Below are 20,077 nucleotides of genomic sequence, written 5' to 3' on the forward strand. Positions count from 1 at the left end.
CTCTCCGCACGGAAAGGCGCGGCTCTCGTCACGGAAAGACGCAGCCCGGCCTCGCCGGACTGCGCCGTGTCGGCGGACCGCTGGGGAACCGCCGTGTGCCCCGGATGCAGGGATACCGGGGAGGGGATGAGGGGATCAGACGGTCTGGGCCTGCGCCTGTCCCGCGAGCGGCGCGGCGGTCTCGTGCCGCTCGTGCTGGTGGGCGTCGGCCTGGCTCAGGATCTGCGCCCTGACGTCCTCGGAGCGCAGGTTGACCTGCTTGTCCGCCGCCGCGTTACGGGCAGCGGCCAGCTCCGGCGACTCCTTCGGCATGCCCATGCCCGCCGCCCGCATCGCCATGCCGACGACCCAGCCGAGCAGGACGACGGCGAGGCCGCCGTAGAACGCGAGGAAGTTGACCGCCACCGTGCCGACTCCCGAGATGCAGGAGCCGATGAAGGCGATGGTGACGCCGGTCCAGGCCGCCGGGGTGTGTCCGTGGCTGCTGCCCGCCATGAGTTGCTCCTCGTTGCTGTTGCGCCGGATGCGCTGGGGTGGGTCGGATGCGCTGGGTGAGCCGGACGCTCAGCGCATATTGTCCCGCATGCGCGGGCCGGACGGCTTCGGGGGGTCGCCCGGTGTGAGACAGGCCCTAGCTCTCGCGGGTCGGATCCTCGCCGCGGTCGAGGGCCTTCCAGAGGTCCTCGGGCCGGTCGGGGTCCACCACGGGTGCCTTACGGGCGCCGCGGGCGCCGCGCGGCCCGGCCGCGGCGGCCTGGCCCGGGCGCTCGTACCGGCCGGACATCGCGGGCCAGCGGCGGCCGTACACGACGGCGAGCACGCCCGCGAGGAGGATCAGCGCGCCGCCCGCCGTGGTCACGTAGGGCCACGCGGTGTGGCTCAGCCCGGAGACGGTGGCGGCGGTGTCGCCGGTGGTCTGCGCGGCCTTCTCGTCCAGCGCCCCGCGGTCGGAGGCGCCGAGGAACGCGGCGACGGCCGCCCCCGTGCCGCTCAGGGCGAGCAGCGCGGCGACCAGCCGCCGGCCGGCCCCCCGGACGGCGAAGACGGCGACGAGCGCGGCGAGGCCGACGATCGCGAGGGCGGCGGGGACTCCGGTGATGTCACGGCCGTCGGCGTCGAGCGGCAGCGAACCGCCGCCGACGGCCGCCGCGCCCTCGGCCCAGGTCTGGCCGGAGGCGATCAGCACCACGGCGGCGCCGAGGGCGCCGAGGAGCAGGGCCGCGCCGAGACTGCGGCGGCTGCCGCGGGAGTCGGCGGCCGCGGAGCCTGCGGAGGTACGGGGCTGGGGTACGGGTACGGCACTCACGTATCCCACTATCCCCTACCGCCGCAAACCCCCCGGAGCCCGGGGCCCTCCGCGACGCTCCCCGGGCGTCTCACCCCGTCACGCGCCGCTCACTCACGCACCGCTCGTTCACGCACCGCTCGCTCACTCACCGCTCAGGCGGTTCGCGGTGTGGACGGCCCGGAGCACCGCCGCCGCCTTGTTGCGGCACTCGGTGTCCTCCGAGACCGGGTCGGAGTCCGCGACGACGCCCGCGCCCGCCTGGACGTAGGCCGTACCGTCGCGCAGCAGCGCCGTACGGATGGCGATGGCCGTGTCCGAGTCCCCGGCGAAGTCGAGGTAGCCGACGCAGCCGCCGTACAGTCCCCGCCGGGTGGGCTCCAGCTCGTCGATGATCTGCATGGCGCGCGGCTTGGGCGCGCCGGAGAGGGTGCCCGCCGGGAAGCAGGCGGTCAGCACGTCGAAGGCGGTACGGCTCTTGGCGACCCGGCCCGTCACGGTGGAGACGATGTGCATGACGTGGGAGTACCGCTCGACCGACATGAAGTCGACGACCTCGACGCTGCCCGGCTCGCAGACCCGGCCGAGGTCGTTGCGGCCGAGGTCGACGAGCATCAGGTGCTCGGCGCGCTCCTTGGGGTCGGCGAGGAGTTCGTCGGCGAGCGCCTGGTCCTCCTGCGGGGTGGCGCCGCGCGGCCGGGTGCCGGCGATGGGGTGGACCATCGCGTGGCCGTCCTCCACCTTGACGAGCGCCTCCGGGCTGGAGCCGACGACGTCGAAGCCGGTCCCGCCCTCCTCGGTGGCGGGGAAGCGGAAGAGGTACATGTACGGGCTCGGGTTGGTGGCCCGCAGCACCCGGTACACGTCGAGCGCGCTCGCGGTGACGGGCGTCTCGAACCGCTGGGAGGGAACGACCTGGAAGGCCTCGCCCGCCCTGATCCGTTCCTTGATGTCCTCGACGGCGTCCTGGTAGGCGGGGCCGCCCCACAGCGCCGAGTACGCGGGCAGCTCGGAGGCGGGCAGTTCGACGGGGGGCGTGTGGACCGGCCGGTCGAGATCGGCGGCCATCGCGTCGAGCCGGGCGACGGCGTCCGCGTACGCCTCGTCCACGCCGGTGTCGAGATCGTTGTGGTTGATCGCGTTGGCGATCAGCAGGACGGAGCCGTCCCAGTGGTCGAGGACGGCGAGGTCCGAGGTGAGCAGCATGGTCAGCTCGGGGATGCGCAGGTCGTCGCGGGCGTGGTCGCCGATCTTCTCCAGCCGGCGGACGATGTCGTACCCGAGGTAGCCGACCATGCCGCCGGTGAAGGGCGGCATGCCGGAGGCGAGGTCGCGGGGGGTGTGGAGGGTCTCCACGGTGGCGCGCAGGGCGGCCAGCGGGTCACCGTCGACGGGGACGCCGACCGGCGGCGTACCCAGCCAGTGCGTCCGCCCGTCGCGCTCGGTGAGGGTGCCGGCCGACCGTACCCCGATGAACGAGTAGCGGGACCAGGAGCGGCCGTTCTCGGCGGACTCCAGCAGGAAGGTGCCGGCGCGTTCGCCGGCGAGCTTGCGGTACAGGCCGACCGGGGTGTCGCCGTCCGCGAGGAGGCGCCGGCTGACGGGGATGACGCGGCGGTCCACCGCCAGCTTGCGGAAGGTCTCAAGGTCCATGGCGGCTGACCCTACTCGGTGTGGGTACGGGGGCGTAGGGTGCGCGACGGGCGCACGGGGGTCCGGGGAGCGGGTCCGGCCGCCGGTCGGCGGGCTCGGGCGCCGGGCGGACGGCGCCGCCGCGGACTCACTCGCCCAGGGGCAGGACGTCCGCGTCGAAGCAGGTGCGCGCGCCGGTGTGGCAGGCGGCGCCGACCTGGTCGACCTGGACGAGGACGGTGTCCGCGTCGCAGTCCAGGGCGACGGACTTCACGTGCTGGACGTGGCCGGAGGTGTCCCCCTTCACCCAGTACTCCCGGCGGCTGCGGGACCAGTAGGTGCAGCGTCCCGTGGTCAGCGTGCGGTGCAGGGCCTCGTCGTCCATCCAGCCGAGCATCAGCACCTCGCCGGTGTCGTACTGCTGGGCGATCGCCGGGACCAGCCCGTCGGCGCTGCGCTTGAGACGGTCGGCGATGGCGGGGTCGAGCCCTCCGGTGGGGGACGCGTCCCCGGTCGTGCTGGTCATAGCGCCATTGTGCCGCGCCCGGCCGGTTCCCCGGGTGGGGCGTCCACTGGGCGGACGCGTTCCTGCCGCCGTACGCTGGACCCATGTCGACCCATGCAAAGCGTGAACGACTTCTGCTCGCCGACCTGTTGGAGGCGGCGGGCCCCGATGCCCCGACGCTCTGCGACGGCTGGCTGACCCGGGATCTCGCGGCCCACGTGGTGGTGCGCGAACGCCGCCCCGACGCCGCGGCCGGGATGATGCTGACAGCGCTCAACGACCGTCTTGAGCGGGTGCAGGCCGAGTATGTCGCGAAGCCGTACGAGGAGCTGATCCAGCTCATCAGGACGGGGCCGCCGAAGATGTCGCCGTACGGCATCAAGCAGCTCGACGAGGTGGCGAACACGGTGGAGTTCTACATCCACACGGAGGACGTCCGGCGGGCGCAGACCGACTGGACACCCCGGGAGGTGGACCGCGTCTTCGCCGACACCCTGTGGTCGAGGCTGGAGAAGGGCGGCCGGCTGATGGGCCGCAAGTCCCCGGTGGGTCTGGTGCTGCGCCGCCCGGACGGCCAGACGGCGGTGGCGCACCGGGGCACCCCGGTGGTGACGGCGACGGGCGAGCCGGGCGAGCTGCTGCTGTTCCTGTCGGGGCGGCAGGAGGCGGCGAGGGTGGAGCTGGAGGGCGAGAAGGAAGCGATCGACCGGGTGCAGGGCGCGAAGCTGGGGCTCGGGTAAGAAGCCTCGCGCAGGAGGCAGGGCGTCGCCGGGCGTCACGGAGCGGGAGGGGCCGCCGGACCGGACCGGTCCGGTGGGTTCCCCGGAGAGGCGGGGCCCGGCGGCGCCCGTTGCGCGCCCCGGTCAGCGGGTCCGGCGGATCACCGTGTCCAGTAGGAGATGTTGCGGAAGCGGGCCTCGGCGCGGCCTGATCCGTGGTGGTAGACGCCGTTCTTGAAGTAGCGGGTGGCCGGGCCCCGGTCGGCGACGGTCAGAACGAGCGAGTCGTCGAAGTAGACCCTGATGGTGCCGGTGCCCGAGCTCGCCGCGTGGGCGATCTTCACGTTGAACCAGGTGTTGTACGCGCCCGTCTTCAGCACCGTGCCGTCGTAGCGGCGTACGGTGCCGCCGTTGGTGTCGAAGACGTTGAGCATGATGTCCGTGGCGGGAGTGCCCGCGGGGTGGACGCCCCGCAGGATCTGCACGAACGAGGCCCCGTCGGTGCCGGACGGGAGATAGACATCGGCGTCCCACATGTGGTTGCCCGTGGAGTAGTCGCCCTTCCAGCGCATCTCGGTGCGCGGGTCGGTGGTGCTGCCCTCCTGGAACGGCTCGTCGGTGGCGTACACCCACATCCGGTGGACGCCGCCGCTGTAGCTGTGCCGGTCGGCGAGATCGAGGTTCCAGGGCTTCTGCCAGCTGTACGTGAACGCCGTCGGCGTCCATCCGTCGGTGGGGTCGGCCGCCGTGACGGCGCCGGCGGGCAGGGCCGGCGGCAGGGCGAGCGCGGCGCCGCCGGCCAGCAGGCCGGCCCCGGCCCGTAAGACGTTTCTCCGGTTCATCAGGTGCCCTTTCCGGTGAGGGAGTGGGTCGGTCGGGACGGGTCCCGCGGGGAGCCGCCCGTGATGTCGTACGAGGAACGCGAGGGGCAGGCAACACCAATACATCGGAGGAGTCAAGGGCCGGAGAGAGGTTGCCCCATCCGGCGATGACGGCACACCCGACCACCGATCGCCGATTTATGGCCCGAATTGGCCACCCTCACCATCATTGACAGGTGCACGCAACACGCCTAGGTGCGCCGACACACCCGATGTATCAAGGGGAAGGGCCCCGCTTCTCGCGCCGCGCGGACCGGTGCCGACACCGGGGGCCCCGCCGCAGTGGTTGCGGCGGGGCCCCGGGGCGGGCCGGGCGGGGGGGTCAGCGCACCGGCCGTCCCGCCTGCCGCAGTGCGTCCTTGACCTCGCCGATGCGCAGATCGCCGAAGTGGAAGACCGACGCCGCCAGTACGGCGTCGGCGCCCGCCTCGACCGCCGGGGCGAAGTGGGCGAGTTCCCCCGCGCCGCCCGAGGCGATGACCGGGACGGTGACGTGCGCGCGTACGGCCGCGATCATCTCGGTGTCGTAGCCGTCCTTGGTGCCGTCGGCGTCCATCGAGTTGAGCAGGATCTCGCCCGCGCCCAGCTCCGCCGCCTCGTGGGCCCACTCGACGGCGTCCAGGCCCGTACCTCTGCGCCCGCCGTGCGTCGTGACCTCGAAGGATCCCGACGGGGTGCGGCGCGCGTCGACCGACAGCACGAGGACCTGGCGTCCGAAGCGCTCGGCGATCTCGCGGATCAGCTCGGGGCGCGCGATGGCCGCCGTGTTGACGCCGACCTTGTCCGCGCCCGCCCGCAGCAGCTTGTCGACGTCCTCGGCGGTCCGTACGCCGCCGCCGACCGTGAGCGGGATGAAGACCTGCTCCGCCGTGCGGCGCACCACGTCGTAGGTCGTCTCGCGGTCGCCCGACGAGGCGGTGATGTCGAGGAAGGTCAGCTCGTCGGCGCCCTCGGCGTCGTACAGCCTGGCCATCTCGACCGGGTCGCCCGCGTCGCGCAGGTTCTGGAAGTTGACGCCCTTGACGACCCGGCCCTGGTCGACGTCGAGGCAGGGGATCACCCGTACGGCCAGTGTCATGCGGCACCTCCGCGCTCGCCGGGTCCGCGGTACGCCTCGACCTCGACCTCCACCACCAGGCTCGGGTCGATCAGTCCCGCCACCACGAGCATGGAGGCGGCGGGGCGCGCCGCGTCGAAGAGTTCCTTGTGGGCGCGGCCGACCTCGTCCGCGTCCCGTACGTGGGTGAGGTACATCCGGGTCCGTACGACGTGCTCGGCGCCGAGACCCAGCTCCTTCAGCGCCCCGAGCGCCACGCCGAACGCGGTGACGGTCTGCTCGTACGGGCCGCCCTCCGCGATCCGGCCGTCCACCACCGACGTGCAGCCGGAGACCAGGACGAGCCCGTTCGGCAGTTCCACCGCGCGGGAGTAGCCGAAGGTCTCCTCCCAGGGGCCGCCGGAGGAGATCCTCCGTACGGCCGCGGGGTCGTCGCTCATCCGGACACCGCCGCGAGCGCCTCTTCCAGGGTGAACGCCTCGGCGTACAGGGCCTTGCCGACGATCGCCCCCTCGACGCCCTCGGGCACCAGCGTGGCGATGGCCCGCAGGTCGTCGAGGGAGGAGACGCCGCCGGAGGCGACGACGGGCTTGTCGGTCGCGGCGCAGACGTTCTTCAGCAGCTCCAGGTTGGGGCCCTGGAGGGTGCCGTCCTTGGCGATGTCGGTGACGACGTACCGCGCGCACCCCTCGGAGTCCAGCCGGGCCAGCGTCTCGTAGAGGTCGCCGCCGTCACGGGTCCAGCCGCGGCCGCGCAGGGTCGTCCCGCGGACGTCGAGACCGACCGCGATCTTGTCGCCGTGCTCGGCGATGATCCGGGCGACCCACTCCGGGGTCTCCAGCGCGGCCGTACCGAGGTTGACGCGGGTGCAGCCGGTGGCGAGGGCCGCGGCGAGCGAGGCGTCGTCGCGGATGCCGCCGGACAGTTCGACCTTGATGTCCATGGCGTCGGCGACCTCGGCGATCAGCTTCCGGTTGTCACCGGTGCCGAAGGCCGCGTCGAGGTCGACGAGGTGCAGCCACTCGGCACCGGCGCGCTGCCAGGTGAGGGCGGCTTCGAGCGGGGAGCCGTACGAGGTCTCCGAGCCGGACTCGCCGTGGACGAGCCGTACGGCCTGGCCGTCGCGGACGTCGACGGCGGGAAGGAGTTCCAGCTTCGGGAGCCGCGGCACATCGGACTTCGGCGCGTTCGGTACAGAAGACATTCAGAGGGTTCCGATCCAGTTGGTCAGCAACTCGGCGCCGGCGTCGCCGGACTTCTCGGGGTGGAACTGGGTGGCCCACAGGGCGCCGTTCTCCACGGCCGCCACGAACGGCTCGCCGTGGGTGGCCCAGGTGACGCGGGGGGCGCGGATCTTGGCGTTGGTGATCTCCAGGCTCCACTCCCGCGCGGCGTACGAGTGCACGAAGTAGAACCGGGCGTCGGGGTCGAGCCCGGCGAACAGCCGGCTGTCGTCCGGCGCCTCGACGGTGTTCCACCCCATGTGCGGGACGACGGGGGCCTGGAGCGGCCCGACGGTGCCCGGCCATTCGCCGAGCCCTTCGGTCTCCACGCCGTGCTCGATGCCGCGGTCGAAGAGGATCTGCATGCCGACGCAGATCCCCATGACGGGACGGCCGCCGGCCAGCCTGCGGCCGATGATCCAGTCGCCGCGCGCGGCGGTGAGCCCCTTCATGCAGGCGGAGAAGGCGCCGACGCCGGGGACGAGGAGCCCGTCGGCGTTCATCGCCCGGTCGAAGTCGCGGGTGATCTCCACGTCGGCCCCGGCGCGGGCGAGGGCGCGCTCGGCCGAGCGGACGTTGCCGAACCCGTAGTCGAAGACCACCACGTTCTTGCCACTGGTCATCCCCAGAGCCCTTCGATCCGCAGGACGCCCGCCACCAGGCAGAGCACGGAGCAGAGTCCCAGCAGCACGATCACGCCCATGGGCAGCTTCTGCTTGTGGAAGGAGTACACACCGCCGGCGAGGAAGAGCCCCACGACGATCAGGATGGTCGACAGACCGGTCACAGCGCGCCCTTGGTCGAAGGAAGGATTCCGGCGGCGCGCGGGTCGCGCTCGGAGGCATAGCGCAGGGCGCGGGCGAGCGCCTTGAACTGGCACTCCACGATGTGGTGCGCGTTGCGCCCGTACGGGACGTGGACGTGCAGGGCGATCTGGGCCTGGGCGACGAAGGACTCCAGGATGTGCCGGGTCATCGTCGTGTCGTACGCGCCGATCATCGGCGCCATCGTCTCGGGCTCGGTGTGTACGAGGTAGGGGCGGCCCGAGAGGTCGACGGTGACCTGGGCGAGCGACTCGTCCAGCGGCACCGTGCAGTTGCCGAAGCGGTAGATGCCGACCTTGTCGCCGAGGGCCTGCTTGAAGGCGGCGCCGAGCGCGAGGGCGGTGTCCTCGATGGTGTGGTGCGAGTCGATGTGGAGGTCGCCCTCGGTCTTCACCGTGAGGTCGAACAGGCCGTGCCGGCCGAGCTGGTCGAGCATGTGGTCGTAGAAGCCGACTCCAGTCGAAACTTCCACGTCGCCCTTGCCGTCGAGATCTATCTCGACGACGACGGAGGTCTCCTTCGTCGTGCGTTCCACGCGGCCGATGCGGCTCATGCGCTCTGCTCCTTCTTGAGATCACGTACCGCGTCGAGGAACGCGTCGTTCTCGGACGGAGTGCCCGCGGTCACCCGCAGCCAGCCCGGTACGCCGTTGTCACGGATGAGGACCCCCCGGTCGAGGATCTGCCGCCAGGCCGTGTGGGAGTCCTCGAAGCGGCCGAACTGGACGAAGTTCGCGTCCGATTCGGTGACGTCGAACCCGATGGCCCGCAACTCCCCGACCAGCCGGTCCCGCTCGGCCTTGAGCGTCTCGACGTACCCCAGCAGCGTATCGGTGTGCTCCAGCGCGGCGAGCGCGGTGGCCTGGGTGACGGCGGAGAGGTGGTACGGCAGGCGCACCAGCTGGACGGCGTCGACCACGGCGGGGTGCGCGGCGAGGTAGCCGAGGCGCAGTCCGGCCGCGCCGAACGCCTTGGACATCGTGCGGGAGACGACGAGGAGCGGGCGGCCCTCGATCAGGGGCAGCAGGGAGGGGCGGTGGCTGAACTCGACGTACGCCTCGTCGACGACGACCAGCGTCGGGCGGACCGCCTGGGCGGCCTCGTACAGCGCGAGGACGGCGTCGGCGCCGACCGCGGTGCCCGTGGGGTTGTTGGGCGAGGTGACGAAGACGACGTCGGGCCGGTGCGCGGTGATCGCCTCGCGCGCCGCGGCGACGTCGATGGTGAAGTCCTCGTTGCGCGGCCCGGAGGTCCAGCCGGTGCCGGTGCCCCGCGCGATGAGCCCGTGCATGGAGTACGAGGGCTCGAAGCCGATGGCGGTGCGGCCGGGGCCGCCGAAGGTCTGCAGCAGCTGCTGGATGACCTCGTTGGAGCCGTTGGCGGCCCAGACCTGCGCGGCGGTCAGCGGGGGCACCGCGGTGCCCGCCAGGCCGGTGCGGGTGAGGTACTCGGCGAGCCGCGTGCGCAGTTCGACCGCGTCCCGGTCGGGGTAGCGGTTGAGGCCGCGGGCCGCCTCGCGGACCCGCTCGGCGATCCGCTCGACCAGCGGCTCGGGGAGCGGGTACGGGTTCTCGTTGGTGTTGAGCTGTACGGGGACGTCGAGCTGGGGCGCGCCGTACGGGGACTTGCCGCGCAGCTCGTCCCGTACGGGCAGGTCGTCGATCCCGAGCGGCCGGGACGGCGGCTCGGGTGTCTGGGTGGTGCTCACTTGCCGGGTACCTTCCATCCGAACCTTGCCTTGAGCGCCGCGCCGTGCGCGGGCAGATCCTCCGCCTCCGCGAGTGTCACCACATGGTGGGCGACCTCGGCGAGGGCGTCCTCGCTGTAGTCGACGATGTGGATGCCGCGCAGGAAGGACTGGACGGACAGGCCCGAGGAGTGGCAGGCGCAGCCGCCGGTCGGCAGGACGTGGTTGGAGCCCGCGCAGTAGTCGCCGAGCGAGACGGGCGCGTACGGGCCGACGAAGATCGCGCCCGCGTTGCGCACCCGCCCGGCCAGGGCGGCGGCGTCGGCGGTCTGGATCTCCAGGTGTTCGGCGCCGTAGGCGTCCACGACGCGCAGGCCGTCCTCGACGGAGTCGACGAGCACGACGGCCGACTGGCGTCCGGTGAGCGCGGGCCGTACCCGGTCCTCGACGTGCTTGGTCGCCGCGACCTGCGGCTCCAGCTCCTTCTCCACGGCGTCGGCCAGCTCGGCGGAGTCGGTGACGAGGACGGCGGCGGCGAGCGGGTCGTGCTCGGCCTGGCTGATCAGGTCGGCGGCGACGTGCACCGGGTCGGCGGTGTCGTCCGCGAGGATGGCGATCTCGGTGGGTCCGGCCTCGGCGTCGATGCCGATCCGGCCGGTGAAGTAGCGCTTGGCGGCGGCGACCCAGATGTTGCCGGGGCCTGTGACCATGTTCGCCGGCGGGCAGCCGTCGGGGCCCGTCGTGCCGTACGCGAACATCGCGACGGCGGAGGCGCCGCCCGCCGCGTACACCTCGTCGATGCCGAGCAGCGCGCAGGCGGCCAGGATCGTCGGGTGGGGCAGGCCGCCGAACTCCTTCTGCGCGGGGGAGGCCAGCGCGATGGACGGGACGCCCGCCTCCTGTGCCGGCACCACGTTCATGATCACGGAGGAGGGGTAGACGGACCGGCCGCCGGGCGCGTAGAGGCCCACGCGCTCCACCGGGACCCACTTCTCGGTGACGGTGCCGCCGGGCACGACCTGCGTGGTGTGCGCGGTACGGCGCTGCGCGCGGTGGACCAGGCGGGCGCGCCGGATCGACTCCTCCAGCGCGGCCCGTACGGCGGGGTCGAGCGCCGCCAGGGCATCGGCGAGGGCGGCGGCGGGCACCCGTACGCGCTCCAGCTCGACCCCGTCGAACTTCGCCGCGGACTCGATCAGCGCCGCCGTGCCCCGATGGCGGACGTCCTCGCAGAGGGGCCGCACCTTCTCCAGGGCGGCCGCCACGTCGAACTCGGCTCGGGGCAGCAGGTCACGCAGAGCCACGCCCTCGGGGAGGGTGTCGCCGCGCAGATCGATTCGTGAGATCACGGGGTCAATTCTCGCAGACCGGATCAGGCCGCCGGTCGCCTGTATCACTGGCTGATACATGTCTCGGACACCACTCCTCACTACTAGTGTTCAGTCCGTCACCGATCGGGGCACAACGAGGGTAAGGACCGTTTCGCCCAACTGGTCTGTACACCGCTCTGTACATCGCTCCAGACCTCACGTTTTGCATCGATCCACACCACCGGACAGCACCGCACAGCAGCGTTCATCGCTCCACACATCCATGATCGGCAATCACACCCTGTAACCAACGGGGAAGCGGAGGAGCGGCCGTGACCGAGCCGCAGTACAACGAATCTCCGGACTGGCTCAGTGCGGCGGAAGTCGGCATGTGGCAGTCGTTCCGCAACGGCAGCACGTACGACCTGAGCACTCCGGACCCACTCCTGAACGATCCCTTCTCACCCCGCCCCTGGGGCACGGAGCGCAGTGTGCGTGCCCGGGTGATCGCCCTGCTCCTGCTCAGCGGGCCGGCGGCGCTGCCCGGCCGGGTCGCCGCGCTCAAGCTGCGGGGCGTCCAGATCACGGGGACGCTCAATCTCGCGGGCGGCACGGTCGCCCCGTACCTGGAGCTGGACCGGTGCCGGTTCGAGAACGAGGTGATCCTGCCCGAGTCGCACTTCACCACGCTGCGGATGGTGGAGTGCGCCATCCCCCGGCTGGAGGCCGCGCGCCTGCGCACCCAGGGCGATCTGCATCTGCCGCGCTGCCGGGTGGAGCGGGGGATCCGGCTGACCGACGCGCAGATCGGCACGGATCTGCTGATCAGCGAGATCGACGTGGGGCCCGACCGGCTCGGCCGGGCGATCGCGGCCGACGGGCTGTCCGTCGCACAGGACTTCACCGCCGATCAGATCGAGACGTACGGCGAGGTCAGTCTGCGCGGCGCGAAGATCGGCGTGTCGCTGAGCCTGCGCGGCAGCCGGCTGCGCGCCGCGGAGGAGCGGCGGGCGCTCAACGCCCCGCAGCTCACGGTGGAGCGGTCGCTGTACATGGCGAGCGCGTGGATCGCCGACACCACCGGTGTCCCCGGCGCGCCGGACATCGCCCTGGTGACACCCCCGTACGGCGTCGGCCCGACCGCCACGCCGCTGCTGGGCACGCGATTACAGCGCTTCGAGTGCCGCGGCGGGGTCCGCCTCGACGACGGCAGGTTCGGGGACGCGCTGGACGTGGACGGCGCGCGGTTCTTCCTCGCCCCGACGGAGGAGCTGTCGCTGCGCCGGATCAGCACGCCGGAGCTGCGGTTCAAGTGCGAGCGCGTGGAGGAGGGCCGGGTCGTGCTGAACGGCGCGCGGATCGTCACGCTCGTCGACATGTCGACGAGCTGGCCGGGTCCCGGCGGTCTCGCCATGGGCGGCTTCGTCTACGAGAACCTCGTGCCGTTCGGTCACTTCCCGCTGCTGCGGCGGCTGGAGTGGCTGGCGGCGGCGACCCCGGAGTACTCGCCGGAACCGTACGAGCGGCTCGCGCAGGTGCTGCGCAACTGCGGCGAGGACGCGGACGCGCGCGAGGTGCTGCTGGCGAAGCAGCGGCGGCGCCGCGAGACGCTGCCGCTGGCGGCGAAGGTGTGGGGCTACCTCCAGGACTGGACGGTGGCGTACGGCTACCGCCCCGGCCGGGCGGCGCTGTGGATGGCGCTGCTGTGGGGCGCGGGCACGATCGCCTTCGCCCGCAATCCGCCGCCGCCGCTGCGGGCGGACGAGCACCCGATGTGGAATCCGGCGCTCTACGCGCTGGATCTGCTCATCCCGGTGATCGACCTGGGCCAGGACGGGTACTGGCTCCCGCAGGGCACCTGGCAGTGGACGGCGGCGGGGCTGGTGGTGCTGGGCTGGATCCTGGCGACCACAGTGGCCACGGGCGCCACGCGGGTCCTGCGAAGGGGCTGACCACCCGCCCGGGTGGCCTCCGGCGGCACGGAGGCCACCCGGGTCGCGGAGGCCATCCTCGTCACGGACGCCGTGCGGGGCGCTGAGACAAGCCGAAGCGCGGACGCCACCCGGGTCGCGGAGACAACTCGGGTCGCCGACGCCACACCGGTCACCGAGGCCACCTGTGGCACGGAGGCCACCGAGGCCACCCGAGTCACCTGGAGCCTCCGGAGCCGGGGGTCTCCCCCACAACCGGCGGGCACCACCCCGGTTTCTTTACGTTCCCTTGACCTCCGCCAGGACAACCTTTCCCCCGCCACCAAAGCTTCACAGGAACCCTCTGGCGCCCCCGTCACCTGCGGTTTTCAATGGTCCGCACCATGTCATTGCTTCGCGCCCTGATCAGCACCGCGCGTATGGTCCGGCACACTCCGCAGCTCGCCGCCGGGCTGCCGCCGGACCACGAGGTGCTGCTCGACGCCCCCGACGACCGGCTCGGACCCGCGCTGGTCTCCGCCGCGCTCGGCGAGTACGAGCAGGCGGCGAAAGTGCTCGCGGCGACGCGGGAGACCGCCGCGTGGGAGGACCGGGACCGCTACGTCATGCGGCTGGCCGCGTTCGCGCACGGCCGGGACGGCTGGCTCGCCGCCTGGCTGCACGCCGCGCCGCACGATCCGGACGCCCTGCTCGTACGGGCCGAACTGGCCGTGCGCCGGGCCTGGGACTCGCCGGCCCGCGCGGAGCTGCTGCGCGAGACGGGGCCGCTGATCGACGCCGCCGCGGACGGCGATCCGAGCGACCCGGTGCCGTGGCGCCTCGCGCTGGACCACGCGCGGGGCACGCACGCCCCGCACACCGCGTTCGAGGCGCTGTGGGCGCAGGCCGTCCGCCGCAGCCCGCACCACTACGGCTGCCATGTCGCCGCCCTCCAGTACCTCTCGGCCCACTGGTACGGCTCGCACCAGGAGTGCTTCGACTTCGCCGAGAACGCGGCGCGGGACGCGCTGCCCGAATCGCTCGTACGGGCGCTTCCCGTGCGCGCGGCCTTCAGCCGGCTGCTGAGCGGGGCGCCGGGCGCCGTCCACGGGGACCGGATCGACACCGCCGCCGATCTCGCGATCGCGGTCTCCGCCCGGTACGAGGCGGGCGACCCCTGGCCGGCCGAGGTGCGCAACCTCCTCGCGTACGTACTGGTGGAGCGGGGCCGGTGGGCGGCAGCGCTGGAGCAGTTCCGGCTGATCGGGCCGTACGCGACGTCCTTCCCGTGGACGAGTTTCACCGACGATCCGCTCGGCCTGTTCCTCGAAACACGGGACGGCGTACGGATCCAGGTGGCCTCGACCATGCCTTTGCGCAACCGGGCCGACCGCGGAGGGTCCCACGGCCATTACGCTTGACCGTTGTGACCACCGCACGCCTCCCTCTCTTCCCGCTGAACGCGGTGCTGTTCCCGGGCCTCGTCCTGCCGCTCAACGTCTTCGAGGAGCGGTATCGCGCGATCATGCGTGAGCTGCTGAAGACGGACGACTCCGAGCCGCGCCTGTTCGCCGTGGTCGCCATCCGCGACGGGCACGAAGTGGCGGTGACCGCCCCGGGGATGCCGGAGGGGACGTCGCCGCCCGAGCGCGGTCCCGCCGACGGCTTCGGCCCGGATCCGCTCGACGCCTTCCACCGGGTCGCCTGCGTCGCGGACGCGGCGACGATCCGGGAGCGCCCCGACGGCACCTTCGAGGTGGTCGCCACCGGCACCACCCGGGTCCGGCTGCTCTCCGTCGAGGCGAACGGTCCGTATCTCACGGCGGAGCTGGAAGAGCTGCCCGAGGAGCCCGGGGACGGCGCGACACCGCTCGCCGAAGGGGTCCTGCGGGCCTTCCAGAGCTACCAGAAGCGGCTGGCCGGGGCGCGCGAGCGCTCGCTCTCCCGGATCGAGGACCTGCCGGACGAGCCGTCGGTGGTGTCGTACCTGGTCGCCGCTGCGGCCGTGCTCGACGTCCCGGCGAAGCAGCGGCTGCTGGAGGCGCCGGACATCGCGGCCCGGCTGCGCGAGGAGCTGAAGCTGCTGCGGTCGGAGACCGCGGTGATCCGGCATCTCCCCTCGCTACCCGCCGTGATGCTGACGCAGGGGCCGACCCACCTCAACTGACCCGCCGGCCGCACCGCGCCGGAGCCGGAAGGCCGCACCGTCCCGGAGGGATCCGCACATGGCGAAGAAGTCCAGGAAGCAGCAGCAGTCCGGCGGGACCCCCGCCACGGTCGCGCTGACGGCGGCGGGCACCGCGTACACCCTGCACGCGTACGAGCACGACCCCGCCTCCCCGTCCTACGGCGAGGAGGCCGCGCGGGCGCTGGGGGTCTCCGCCGACCGGGTCTTCAAGACGCTCGTCGCGGACGTGGACGGCGAACTCACCGTCGCCGTCGTCCCCGTCGCCGGTTCACTGGACCTCAAGGCCCTCGCGGCGGCCGTCGGCGGCAAGCGCGCCACCATGGCCGACCCGGCGGCGGCCGAGCGGACGACGGGGTACGTACGGGGCGGCATCTCACCGCTGGGCCAGCGCAAGCGGCTCCGTACGGTCCTGGACGCCTCGGCCCGGGCGCATCCGACCGTGTGCGTCTCGGCGGGCCGCCGGGGCCTGGAGGTCGAGCTGGCCCCGGAGGACCTGGCGGCGCTCACCGCGGCGGTCGTGGCCCCGATCGGCCGCGTCTGAGGCGCACGCCCGGGACCCGCGTCCGAGGCGCACGCCCGTCACTTCTCCGAAGCGCCCCACGACGGGTTCTCGGACGGGTTCCCGTCGCCCCGCTGGGGCGCGGCCCCGTACGGGGTGTGCCACTCCCACTCCGGTTCCGGGTCGCGCGGGCCGAACAGGCCGGTCAGCGCGAGGTGCACCACCATCGCGGCGATCGGCCACGCCAGCAGCGCGCCCTTCGCCTGGAGTTCGAGCGGCGCCTCGAAGGTGACGCCCTTGCCGACCTGCTTGGCGTGCGCCACGACGTCCGACGTCGGCCCGAGCGACGCGCCGAACTTCCACGCCACCACCGAGCCCAGCAGCCCGCCCAGCGCCAGCCCCACCACCAGCGCGATCCCGCCGCGCCGGTGGAGGAGGAAGACCAGGACCGCGGCGACCGCGCCGAAGGCGAGCGCCAGCAGGAGGAACGTACCGTCGGCGGCGATGGCCTCCTCGCCCTCCGTGTCCTTCAGGTAGACGGCCGTGGCGTTCGAGACCAGCGGGACGCGCGGCGCCAGCCACACCCACAGCAGCCCCAGGAGCAGCCCCGACACCGTGAGGGCGGCCAGCACCACCGCCGCCTGCCGCATCTCGGTCTTCATGTCGGGCCCCTTCTCCGCGTCGGCCGCGGGATCGGGCGAGACCCCGGCCGGCGGTGTCTGCCAGGGATCGTCGTGCTGCGGCTGATGGGGAGGCGTCAGAGGTGCGGTCACGGTGCCATCGTGCCAGGCCCCGGCGGTGGGCGCCGCATCGGACCGGCGCGGGGGGCCGCTCACCGGACACCCCGCGCCGCCGCTCAGCGGACCGCGGCCCGCCGGTACGCCCAGGTCGCCACGGCCAGCGAGACGACCCCGACGGCCGCGCAGACCCCGAGGTCGAACGCGACGGCCGGCCAGTCGGGATGCGCGTCGAACGTACGGGCCAGCGCCTCCACCCCGTACGTGGACGGCAGGAGGTCGCGCGCGTACCCGATCGGCCCCGGCAGCCGGTCCGCCGGCAGCACGCCGAGCAGCAGCGCCGCGGACATGCCGAGCTGGCCCATCAGGGTGGCCAGTTCCTGACGGGGCGCCAGCAGGCCGAGCGCCGCGCCGAGCCCCGCGAGGGCCGCGCCGGAGAGCGGGATGACCGCGGCCAGCACCCACAGGTGGGTGAGCGGAAGCTGGAAGAGGACGCTGCCGGTGACGGCCGTGACCGCCGTGCCGGGCACGGTGAACGAGGCGTACGCGCCGGCCGCGCCCAGCACCACCGCGGCGGGCGGCACGGGCAGCGTGGCGTAGTGGTCCAGGCCGCCACTCGCCCGCAACTGGCCGAAGTACTGGGCGAGCAGGTTGAGCGCCACGAACGCGACGACCAGGACGCTGGACCCGGCGACGACCGCCCGCGCCTCGGAGCCGCCGTCCACGACGCCCCGCATCAGGATCATGATCCCGACGGACTGGAACGTCGCCACGAAGAGCAGCGGGATCCGGGCGACCCGCGCCCGGGAGAGCTGGGCGCGGTAGACCGCGGCGAGCGAGGGCAGCAGCCGCGCGCGGGGCGCGAGGGGTGCGGGCGCGGGTACTCCCCCGGCCGCCCCGGCGGGGGTGTCCTTCGCCGTCCGGATCCTCCCGGACACGGCCTCCGCAGGCACGATGCTCACCTGGCGCTGCTCCTGTTCGGTACGTTCGGGTCCGCTCGTCGCGGATCTGGGGCCTGCCCTACGGGTGACGGCCCCCGGGCGGCCTCGCGTCGCGTCACCGGGCCCCACCCTGTCACGGGGCGCGCCGTCGCGGGGAGGGTCCCGGACATACCCCCGGCGCTCATGCCCTCACCGGCGCTCATGCCTTCACCAGCCCCTGTGCCCGGCCGCCGAGCGCCAGATAGACGTCCTCCAGGCTCGGCGTCGCCAGCGTGAAGTCGTCCAGCGCCGCGAAGGCCGCGCCGCCGGTCACCGCGGCGACGGCGGCCCGCGCCTCGTCCGGCGCGAGCCGGAGCACCCAGCGCCGCCCGGACTCCTGCGCGGAGCCGCGCAGCGCGGCGACCTCGGGCACGTCGAGCGGGGCGCGCTCCCGCCACACCAGCTCGACACGGACCTCCCCCGCGACCTGCTCCTTCAGCCCCGAGGGGGTGTCACAGGCGATGACCTTGCCGCGCTCCAGCACGGCGACGCGGTCCAGCACCGTCTCGGCCTCGATGACGTTGTGGGTGACGAGCAGGACCGTCACCCCGTGCTCGGCGCGCCGCCGGTCCACGGCGGCCCACACCGCGCGCCGCGCGACGGGGTCCATCCCGGTGGTCGGCTCGTCCAGCACGAGTACGGGCCGCTCCCCCACCAGCGCGGCGGCGAAGCACGCGAGGCGCCGCTGCCCGCCGGAGAGCTTCTTCAGCGCCCGCCCGGCGATCTCGGTGAGCCCCAGCTCCGCGAGGACCTCGTCCCGCTCGGCCCGTGCCGCCCGGAGCGTGAGCCCGCGCAGCCGTCCCGTGGTCTCGGCGGCGAGCGCGACGGTCAGTTCGTCCAGCGCGGTCGACTCCTGGCCGAGATAGCCGATCAGTCGCGAAGCCCGCTCGGGATGGCGCACCAGATCGTGTCCGAGGACCTCGACGGCGCCGGAGTCGGGCCGCATGAGTCCGGTGATCTGCCGTACGAGCGTGGACTTGCCGGCGCCGTTCGGCCCGAGCAGACCGAAGAGCTCACCGCGCCGCACATCGAGCGAAATCCCGTCCGTGGCACGCACCTCGGGCGTCCCGGGGGCCCCACGGCTGCCGCGCGCGGCGGGGTACGTCTTGACCAAGTCGCGCACCACGCACACCGTACTCACGAGAAACGACCATACGGGGTGGGCCCGGAGCGGTTTTTTCCGGGTCTCGGATCGTCACGCCGATTCGGCGGCCCTGACGTCGATCTCGCGCCAGAAGCCCGCCCGGATCGCGTACCGGTCATGCTCGTCGATCTGGTCGTCCTTGTGGGCCAGCAGCCCGAAGCGCGCGGCGTACCGCAGCAGTTCGCCGTCGATGCGGTGCGGGACACGGGGGTACATCACGGAGAGCTTCTGTACGTGGCCGCTCTCCGGCAGGCGTTCCATCCAGCGGCGGGCGAAGACCTGGCCCACCTCGAACGGGTCGCCGCCGACCGTCGTGATGTCCTCCTCCCGGTCCGCCCACCGCTGCTCCGCGCTGGTGAGCTGCGCCAGGGTGGGCAGGGAGGCGGTCTCGGGCGGCTCGCCCGACGGGCCGCTCCCCGGGCGTTCCACCCAGCCCTTGTCGGAGGACCAGCGGAGCGTCGCGCCCGCGGCGTGCTGGGGGTGCGCCGGGGCGGGCCCGGGGGCGCGCAGGCCCGCCAGGTCCTTGGGGGTCGGGACGGCCTTGCCGGGCGGGGGCGCGGGGTGCGGCTCCGGGCCGCGGGCGGCGGGCCCCGGGGCGGAGCCGTTGCGGCCCGGGGGTGCCTGGACCGGTGCCTGGGCCTCCGCCGCGCGCTCCGCCGACGCCGCGAGCGCCGACTCGGGCAGCGGCGCCGAGAGGATCGCCGCGATCTCCGGGCGCGGCACCGGGGCGGGCGCGCAGACACCGCCGAGGTCCTTGGCGCGTACGGCCTTGGTGATCCAGGCGCGGTCCAGCACGCGGCGCTCGTCCGCCTCGGCGACCAGGTCCTCGGACTGGTTGTAGTCGCCGTCGGCGGCCTGGACCGCCCAGAGGTGGACGGCGACGCCGTGTTCCTTGGCCGACATCAGGCCGGGAAGCAGATCACCGTCGCCCGTGACCAGCACCACGTCGGAGCAGGCGCGATTTCTGGCCAGTTCGGTGAGTTCTGCATGCATCGCCGCGTCGACGCCTTTCTGCGCCCAGCGGCCGTCGCTTCTCGTGAGGGCGCCGAGACGGACCGTGACGCGCGGCATCACGCGCAGCCTCCGGTGCTCGGGCTGTGGGACCCGGTCGGGGGCGCCGTCGAACCAGTAGATGCGGAGCAGCGGCTGCTCCGTATCGGCCTGGGCGCGCTCCCTGAGGCCCTGAATCAGGGCGGAGTGGTCGACCGTGATCCGGGATCTGGCCGGCTCTCCCGCCAGCAGGCTCGCGGCGGCGCCCAGCAGGTAGCCGGCGTCCACCAGGACGACGCAGCGGTCCACGCGTTCCACCCTCTTTCGGGAACCTCGGGGTCGGGGTATCGGGAGTTACTGCGAGTTTGCTTCGAGTCTGCCCGACAGCAAGAGGCTTAACGTCCGGAACTCGATCATCGGCGTGGCGAATCGGCGACGGATCACCGGCGAGGCGGTCGTGGGCCGGCCCCGGAACAGCCCCGGGGACGGCCCCGGTACAGCCCCGGG

The 20,077-nt window shown here is 73.2% G+C and carries 21 protein-coding genes and 1 pseudogene; 5 read left to right on the forward strand and 17 right to left on the reverse strand.

Features of this window, described 5'->3' with window-relative positions; genetic code table 11:
* Positions 1 to 276 precede the first annotated feature (276 nt).
* The 4 genes and pseudogenes from AB0P17_RS01475 to hisI all read right to left on the reverse strand — a co-directional run.
* Positions 277 to 495 (reverse strand): annotated as a pseudogene (locus AB0P17_RS01475) (HGxxPAAW family protein); the annotation flags it as partial.
* Between the two features lie 136 nt (positions 496 to 631).
* Positions 632 to 1,315 (reverse strand): TIGR02234 family membrane protein, encoded by a 684-nt coding sequence (locus tag AB0P17_RS01480; RefSeq protein WP_365806540.1) that lies wholly within the window; start codon positions 1,313 to 1,315, stop codon positions 632 to 634.
* Between the two features lie 114 nt (positions 1,316 to 1,429).
* Complete coding sequence (locus tag AB0P17_RS01485; RefSeq protein ID WP_365806542.1) at positions 1,430 to 2,938, reverse strand: anthranilate synthase component I; 1,509 nt, start codon at positions 2,936 to 2,938, stop codon at positions 1,430 to 1,432.
* A 127-nt stretch (positions 2,939 to 3,065) separates the two neighbouring features.
* Positions 3,066 to 3,443 carry a phosphoribosyl-AMP cyclohydrolase gene (hisI, locus tag AB0P17_RS01490; RefSeq protein WP_365806544.1) on the reverse strand — a complete coding sequence of 126 codons (378 nt, stop codon included), beginning with the start codon at positions 3,441 to 3,443 and terminating at the stop codon, positions 3,066 to 3,068.
* Positions 3,444 to 3,526: 83 nt separating this feature from the next.
* Here hisI and AB0P17_RS01495 point away from each other — a divergent pair, with 83 nt between their 5' ends.
* Positions 3,527 to 4,162 (forward strand): TIGR03085 family metal-binding protein, encoded by a 636-nt coding sequence (locus AB0P17_RS01495; protein ID WP_365806545.1) that lies wholly within the window; start codon positions 3,527 to 3,529, stop codon positions 4,160 to 4,162.
* A 140-nt stretch (positions 4,163 to 4,302) separates the two neighbouring features.
* Here the strand turns inward: AB0P17_RS01495 and AB0P17_RS01500 are convergent, their stop codons facing one another.
* The 9 genes from AB0P17_RS01500 to hisD all read right to left on the reverse strand — a co-directional run bounded on the left by AB0P17_RS01500 (position 4,303) and on the right by hisD (position 11,161).
* On the reverse strand, positions 4,303 to 4,983 hold the full coding sequence (locus tag AB0P17_RS01500; protein WP_365806547.1) for a polysaccharide lyase family 7 protein: 681 nt from the start codon (positions 4,981 to 4,983) through the stop codon (positions 4,303 to 4,305).
* A gap of 361 nt (positions 4,984 to 5,344) precedes the next feature.
* Positions 5,345 to 6,100, reverse strand: a complete 756-nt coding sequence (gene hisF, locus AB0P17_RS01505) for an imidazole glycerol phosphate synthase subunit HisF (RefSeq protein WP_365806549.1) — start codon at positions 6,098 to 6,100, stop codon at positions 5,345 to 5,347.
* Positions 6,097 to 6,519: a RidA family protein gene (locus AB0P17_RS01510; protein ID WP_365806551.1), complete on the reverse strand. Its 423-nt coding sequence runs from the start codon at positions 6,517 to 6,519 to the stop codon at positions 6,097 to 6,099. Before AB0P17_RS01510 ends, hisF begins: the two co-directional genes overlap by 4 nt.
* Positions 6,516 to 7,283, reverse strand: a complete 768-nt coding sequence (gene priA, locus AB0P17_RS01515) for a bifunctional 1-(5-phosphoribosyl)-5-((5-phosphoribosylamino)methylideneamino)imidazole-4-carboxamide isomerase/phosphoribosylanthranilate isomerase PriA (RefSeq protein ID WP_365806553.1) — start codon at positions 7,281 to 7,283, stop codon at positions 6,516 to 6,518. The genes AB0P17_RS01510 and priA overlap by 4 nt, the downstream gene beginning before the upstream one ends.
* Complete coding sequence (hisH, locus tag AB0P17_RS01520) at positions 7,284 to 7,931, reverse strand: imidazole glycerol phosphate synthase subunit HisH (RefSeq protein ID WP_365806912.1); 648 nt, start codon at positions 7,929 to 7,931, stop codon at positions 7,284 to 7,286.
* A complete protein-coding gene (locus AB0P17_RS01525) occupies positions 7,922 to 8,089 on the reverse strand; it encodes a hypothetical protein (RefSeq protein WP_365806914.1) in 168 nt (55 codons plus the stop codon). The genes hisH and AB0P17_RS01525 overlap by 10 nt, the downstream gene beginning before the upstream one ends.
* A complete protein-coding gene (gene hisB / locus AB0P17_RS01530) occupies positions 8,086 to 8,679 on the reverse strand; it encodes an imidazoleglycerol-phosphate dehydratase HisB (protein WP_365806554.1) in 594 nt (197 codons plus the stop codon). The genes AB0P17_RS01525 and hisB overlap by 4 nt, the downstream gene beginning before the upstream one ends.
* Positions 8,676 to 9,833 (reverse strand): histidinol-phosphate transaminase, encoded by a 1,158-nt coding sequence (locus tag AB0P17_RS01535; RefSeq protein ID WP_365806555.1) that lies wholly within the window; start codon positions 9,831 to 9,833, stop codon positions 8,676 to 8,678. The genes hisB and AB0P17_RS01535 overlap by 4 nt, the downstream gene beginning before the upstream one ends.
* On the reverse strand, positions 9,830 to 11,161 hold the full coding sequence (gene hisD, locus AB0P17_RS01540; RefSeq protein ID WP_365806557.1) for a histidinol dehydrogenase: 1,332 nt from the start codon (positions 11,159 to 11,161) through the stop codon (positions 9,830 to 9,832). Before hisD ends, AB0P17_RS01535 begins: the two co-directional genes overlap by 4 nt.
* A 293-nt stretch (positions 11,162 to 11,454) precedes the next feature.
* Between hisD and AB0P17_RS01545 the strand changes: the two genes are divergently transcribed.
* From AB0P17_RS01545 to ybaK, 4 genes are all read left to right on the forward strand, one after another.
* Positions 11,455 to 13,074, forward strand: a complete 1,620-nt coding sequence (locus AB0P17_RS01545; protein WP_365806558.1) for an oxidoreductase — start codon at positions 11,455 to 11,457, stop codon at positions 13,072 to 13,074.
* A gap of 350 nt (positions 13,075 to 13,424) precedes the next feature.
* On the forward strand, positions 13,425 to 14,453 hold the full coding sequence (locus tag AB0P17_RS01550; protein WP_365806560.1) for a hypothetical protein: 1,029 nt from the start codon (positions 13,425 to 13,427) through the stop codon (positions 14,451 to 14,453).
* Between the two features lie 5 nt (positions 14,454 to 14,458).
* Complete coding sequence (locus tag AB0P17_RS01555; protein WP_365806562.1) at positions 14,459 to 15,199, forward strand: LON peptidase substrate-binding domain-containing protein; 741 nt, start codon at positions 14,459 to 14,461, stop codon at positions 15,197 to 15,199.
* A gap of 58 nt (positions 15,200 to 15,257) precedes the next feature.
* Positions 15,258 to 15,761: a Cys-tRNA(Pro) deacylase gene (gene ybaK / locus AB0P17_RS01560; protein ID WP_365806563.1), complete on the forward strand. Its 504-nt coding sequence runs from the start codon at positions 15,258 to 15,260 to the stop codon at positions 15,759 to 15,761.
* Between the two features lie 38 nt (positions 15,762 to 15,799).
* Here ybaK and AB0P17_RS01565 read toward each other — a convergent pair whose 3' ends face one another.
* From AB0P17_RS01565 to AB0P17_RS01580, 4 genes are all read right to left on the reverse strand, one after another.
* Positions 15,800 to 16,492, reverse strand: coding sequence for a DUF2567 domain-containing protein (locus tag AB0P17_RS01565; protein WP_365806565.1), 693 nt, complete (start codon positions 16,490 to 16,492; stop codon positions 15,800 to 15,802).
* An 83-nt stretch (positions 16,493 to 16,575) separates the two neighbouring features.
* Positions 16,576 to 17,382: an ABC transporter permease gene (locus tag AB0P17_RS01570; protein WP_365806916.1), complete on the reverse strand. Its 807-nt coding sequence runs from the start codon at positions 17,380 to 17,382 to the stop codon at positions 16,576 to 16,578.
* A 214-nt stretch (positions 17,383 to 17,596) separates the two neighbouring features.
* On the reverse strand, positions 17,597 to 18,568 hold the full coding sequence (locus tag AB0P17_RS01575; RefSeq protein ID WP_365806918.1) for an ABC transporter ATP-binding protein: 972 nt from the start codon (positions 18,566 to 18,568) through the stop codon (positions 17,597 to 17,599).
* 63 nt (positions 18,569 to 18,631) lie between these two features.
* Positions 18,632 to 19,888, reverse strand: coding sequence for an NYN domain-containing protein (locus tag AB0P17_RS01580; RefSeq protein ID WP_365806566.1), 1,257 nt, complete (start codon positions 19,886 to 19,888; stop codon positions 18,632 to 18,634).
* Positions 19,889 to 20,077 lie beyond the last annotated feature (189 nt).

This window comes from Streptomyces sp. NPDC088124, assembly GCF_040685895.1.
Taxonomy (GTDB): Bacteria; Actinomycetota; Actinomycetes; order Streptomycetales; family Streptomycetaceae; genus Streptomyces.

Coding starts and splice junctions, on each gene's coding strand:
- priA (WP_365806553.1), bottom strand. CDS start 7,283: ATGTCTTCTGTACCGAACGCGCCGAAGTCCGATGTGCCGCGGCTCCCG.
- ybaK (WP_365806563.1), top strand. CDS start 15,258: ATGGCGAAGAAGTCCAGGAAGCAGCAGCAGTCCGGCGGGACCCCCGCC.
- AB0P17_RS01550 (WP_365806560.1), top strand. CDS start 13,425: ATGGTCCGCACCATGTCATTGCTTCGCGCCCTGATCAGCACCGCGCGT.
- AB0P17_RS01485 (WP_365806542.1), bottom strand. CDS start 2,938: ATGGACCTTGAGACCTTCCGCAAGCTGGCGGTGGACCGCCGCGTCATC.
- hisB (WP_365806554.1), bottom strand. CDS start 8,679: ATGAGCCGCATCGGCCGCGTGGAACGCACGACGAAGGAGACCTCCGTC.
- AB0P17_RS01495 (WP_365806545.1), top strand. CDS start 3,527: ATGTCGACCCATGCAAAGCGTGAACGACTTCTGCTCGCCGACCTGTTG.
- hisF (WP_365806549.1), bottom strand. CDS start 6,100: ATGACACTGGCCGTACGGGTGATCCCCTGCCTCGACGTCGACCAGGGC.
- AB0P17_RS01510 (WP_365806551.1), bottom strand. CDS start 6,519: ATGAGCGACGACCCCGCGGCCGTACGGAGGATCTCCTCCGGCGGCCCC.
- AB0P17_RS01500 (WP_365806547.1), bottom strand. CDS start 4,983: ATGAACCGGAGAAACGTCTTACGGGCCGGGGCCGGCCTGCTGGCCGGC.
- hisI (WP_365806544.1), bottom strand. CDS start 3,443: ATGACCAGCACGACCGGGGACGCGTCCCCCACCGGAGGGCTCGACCCC.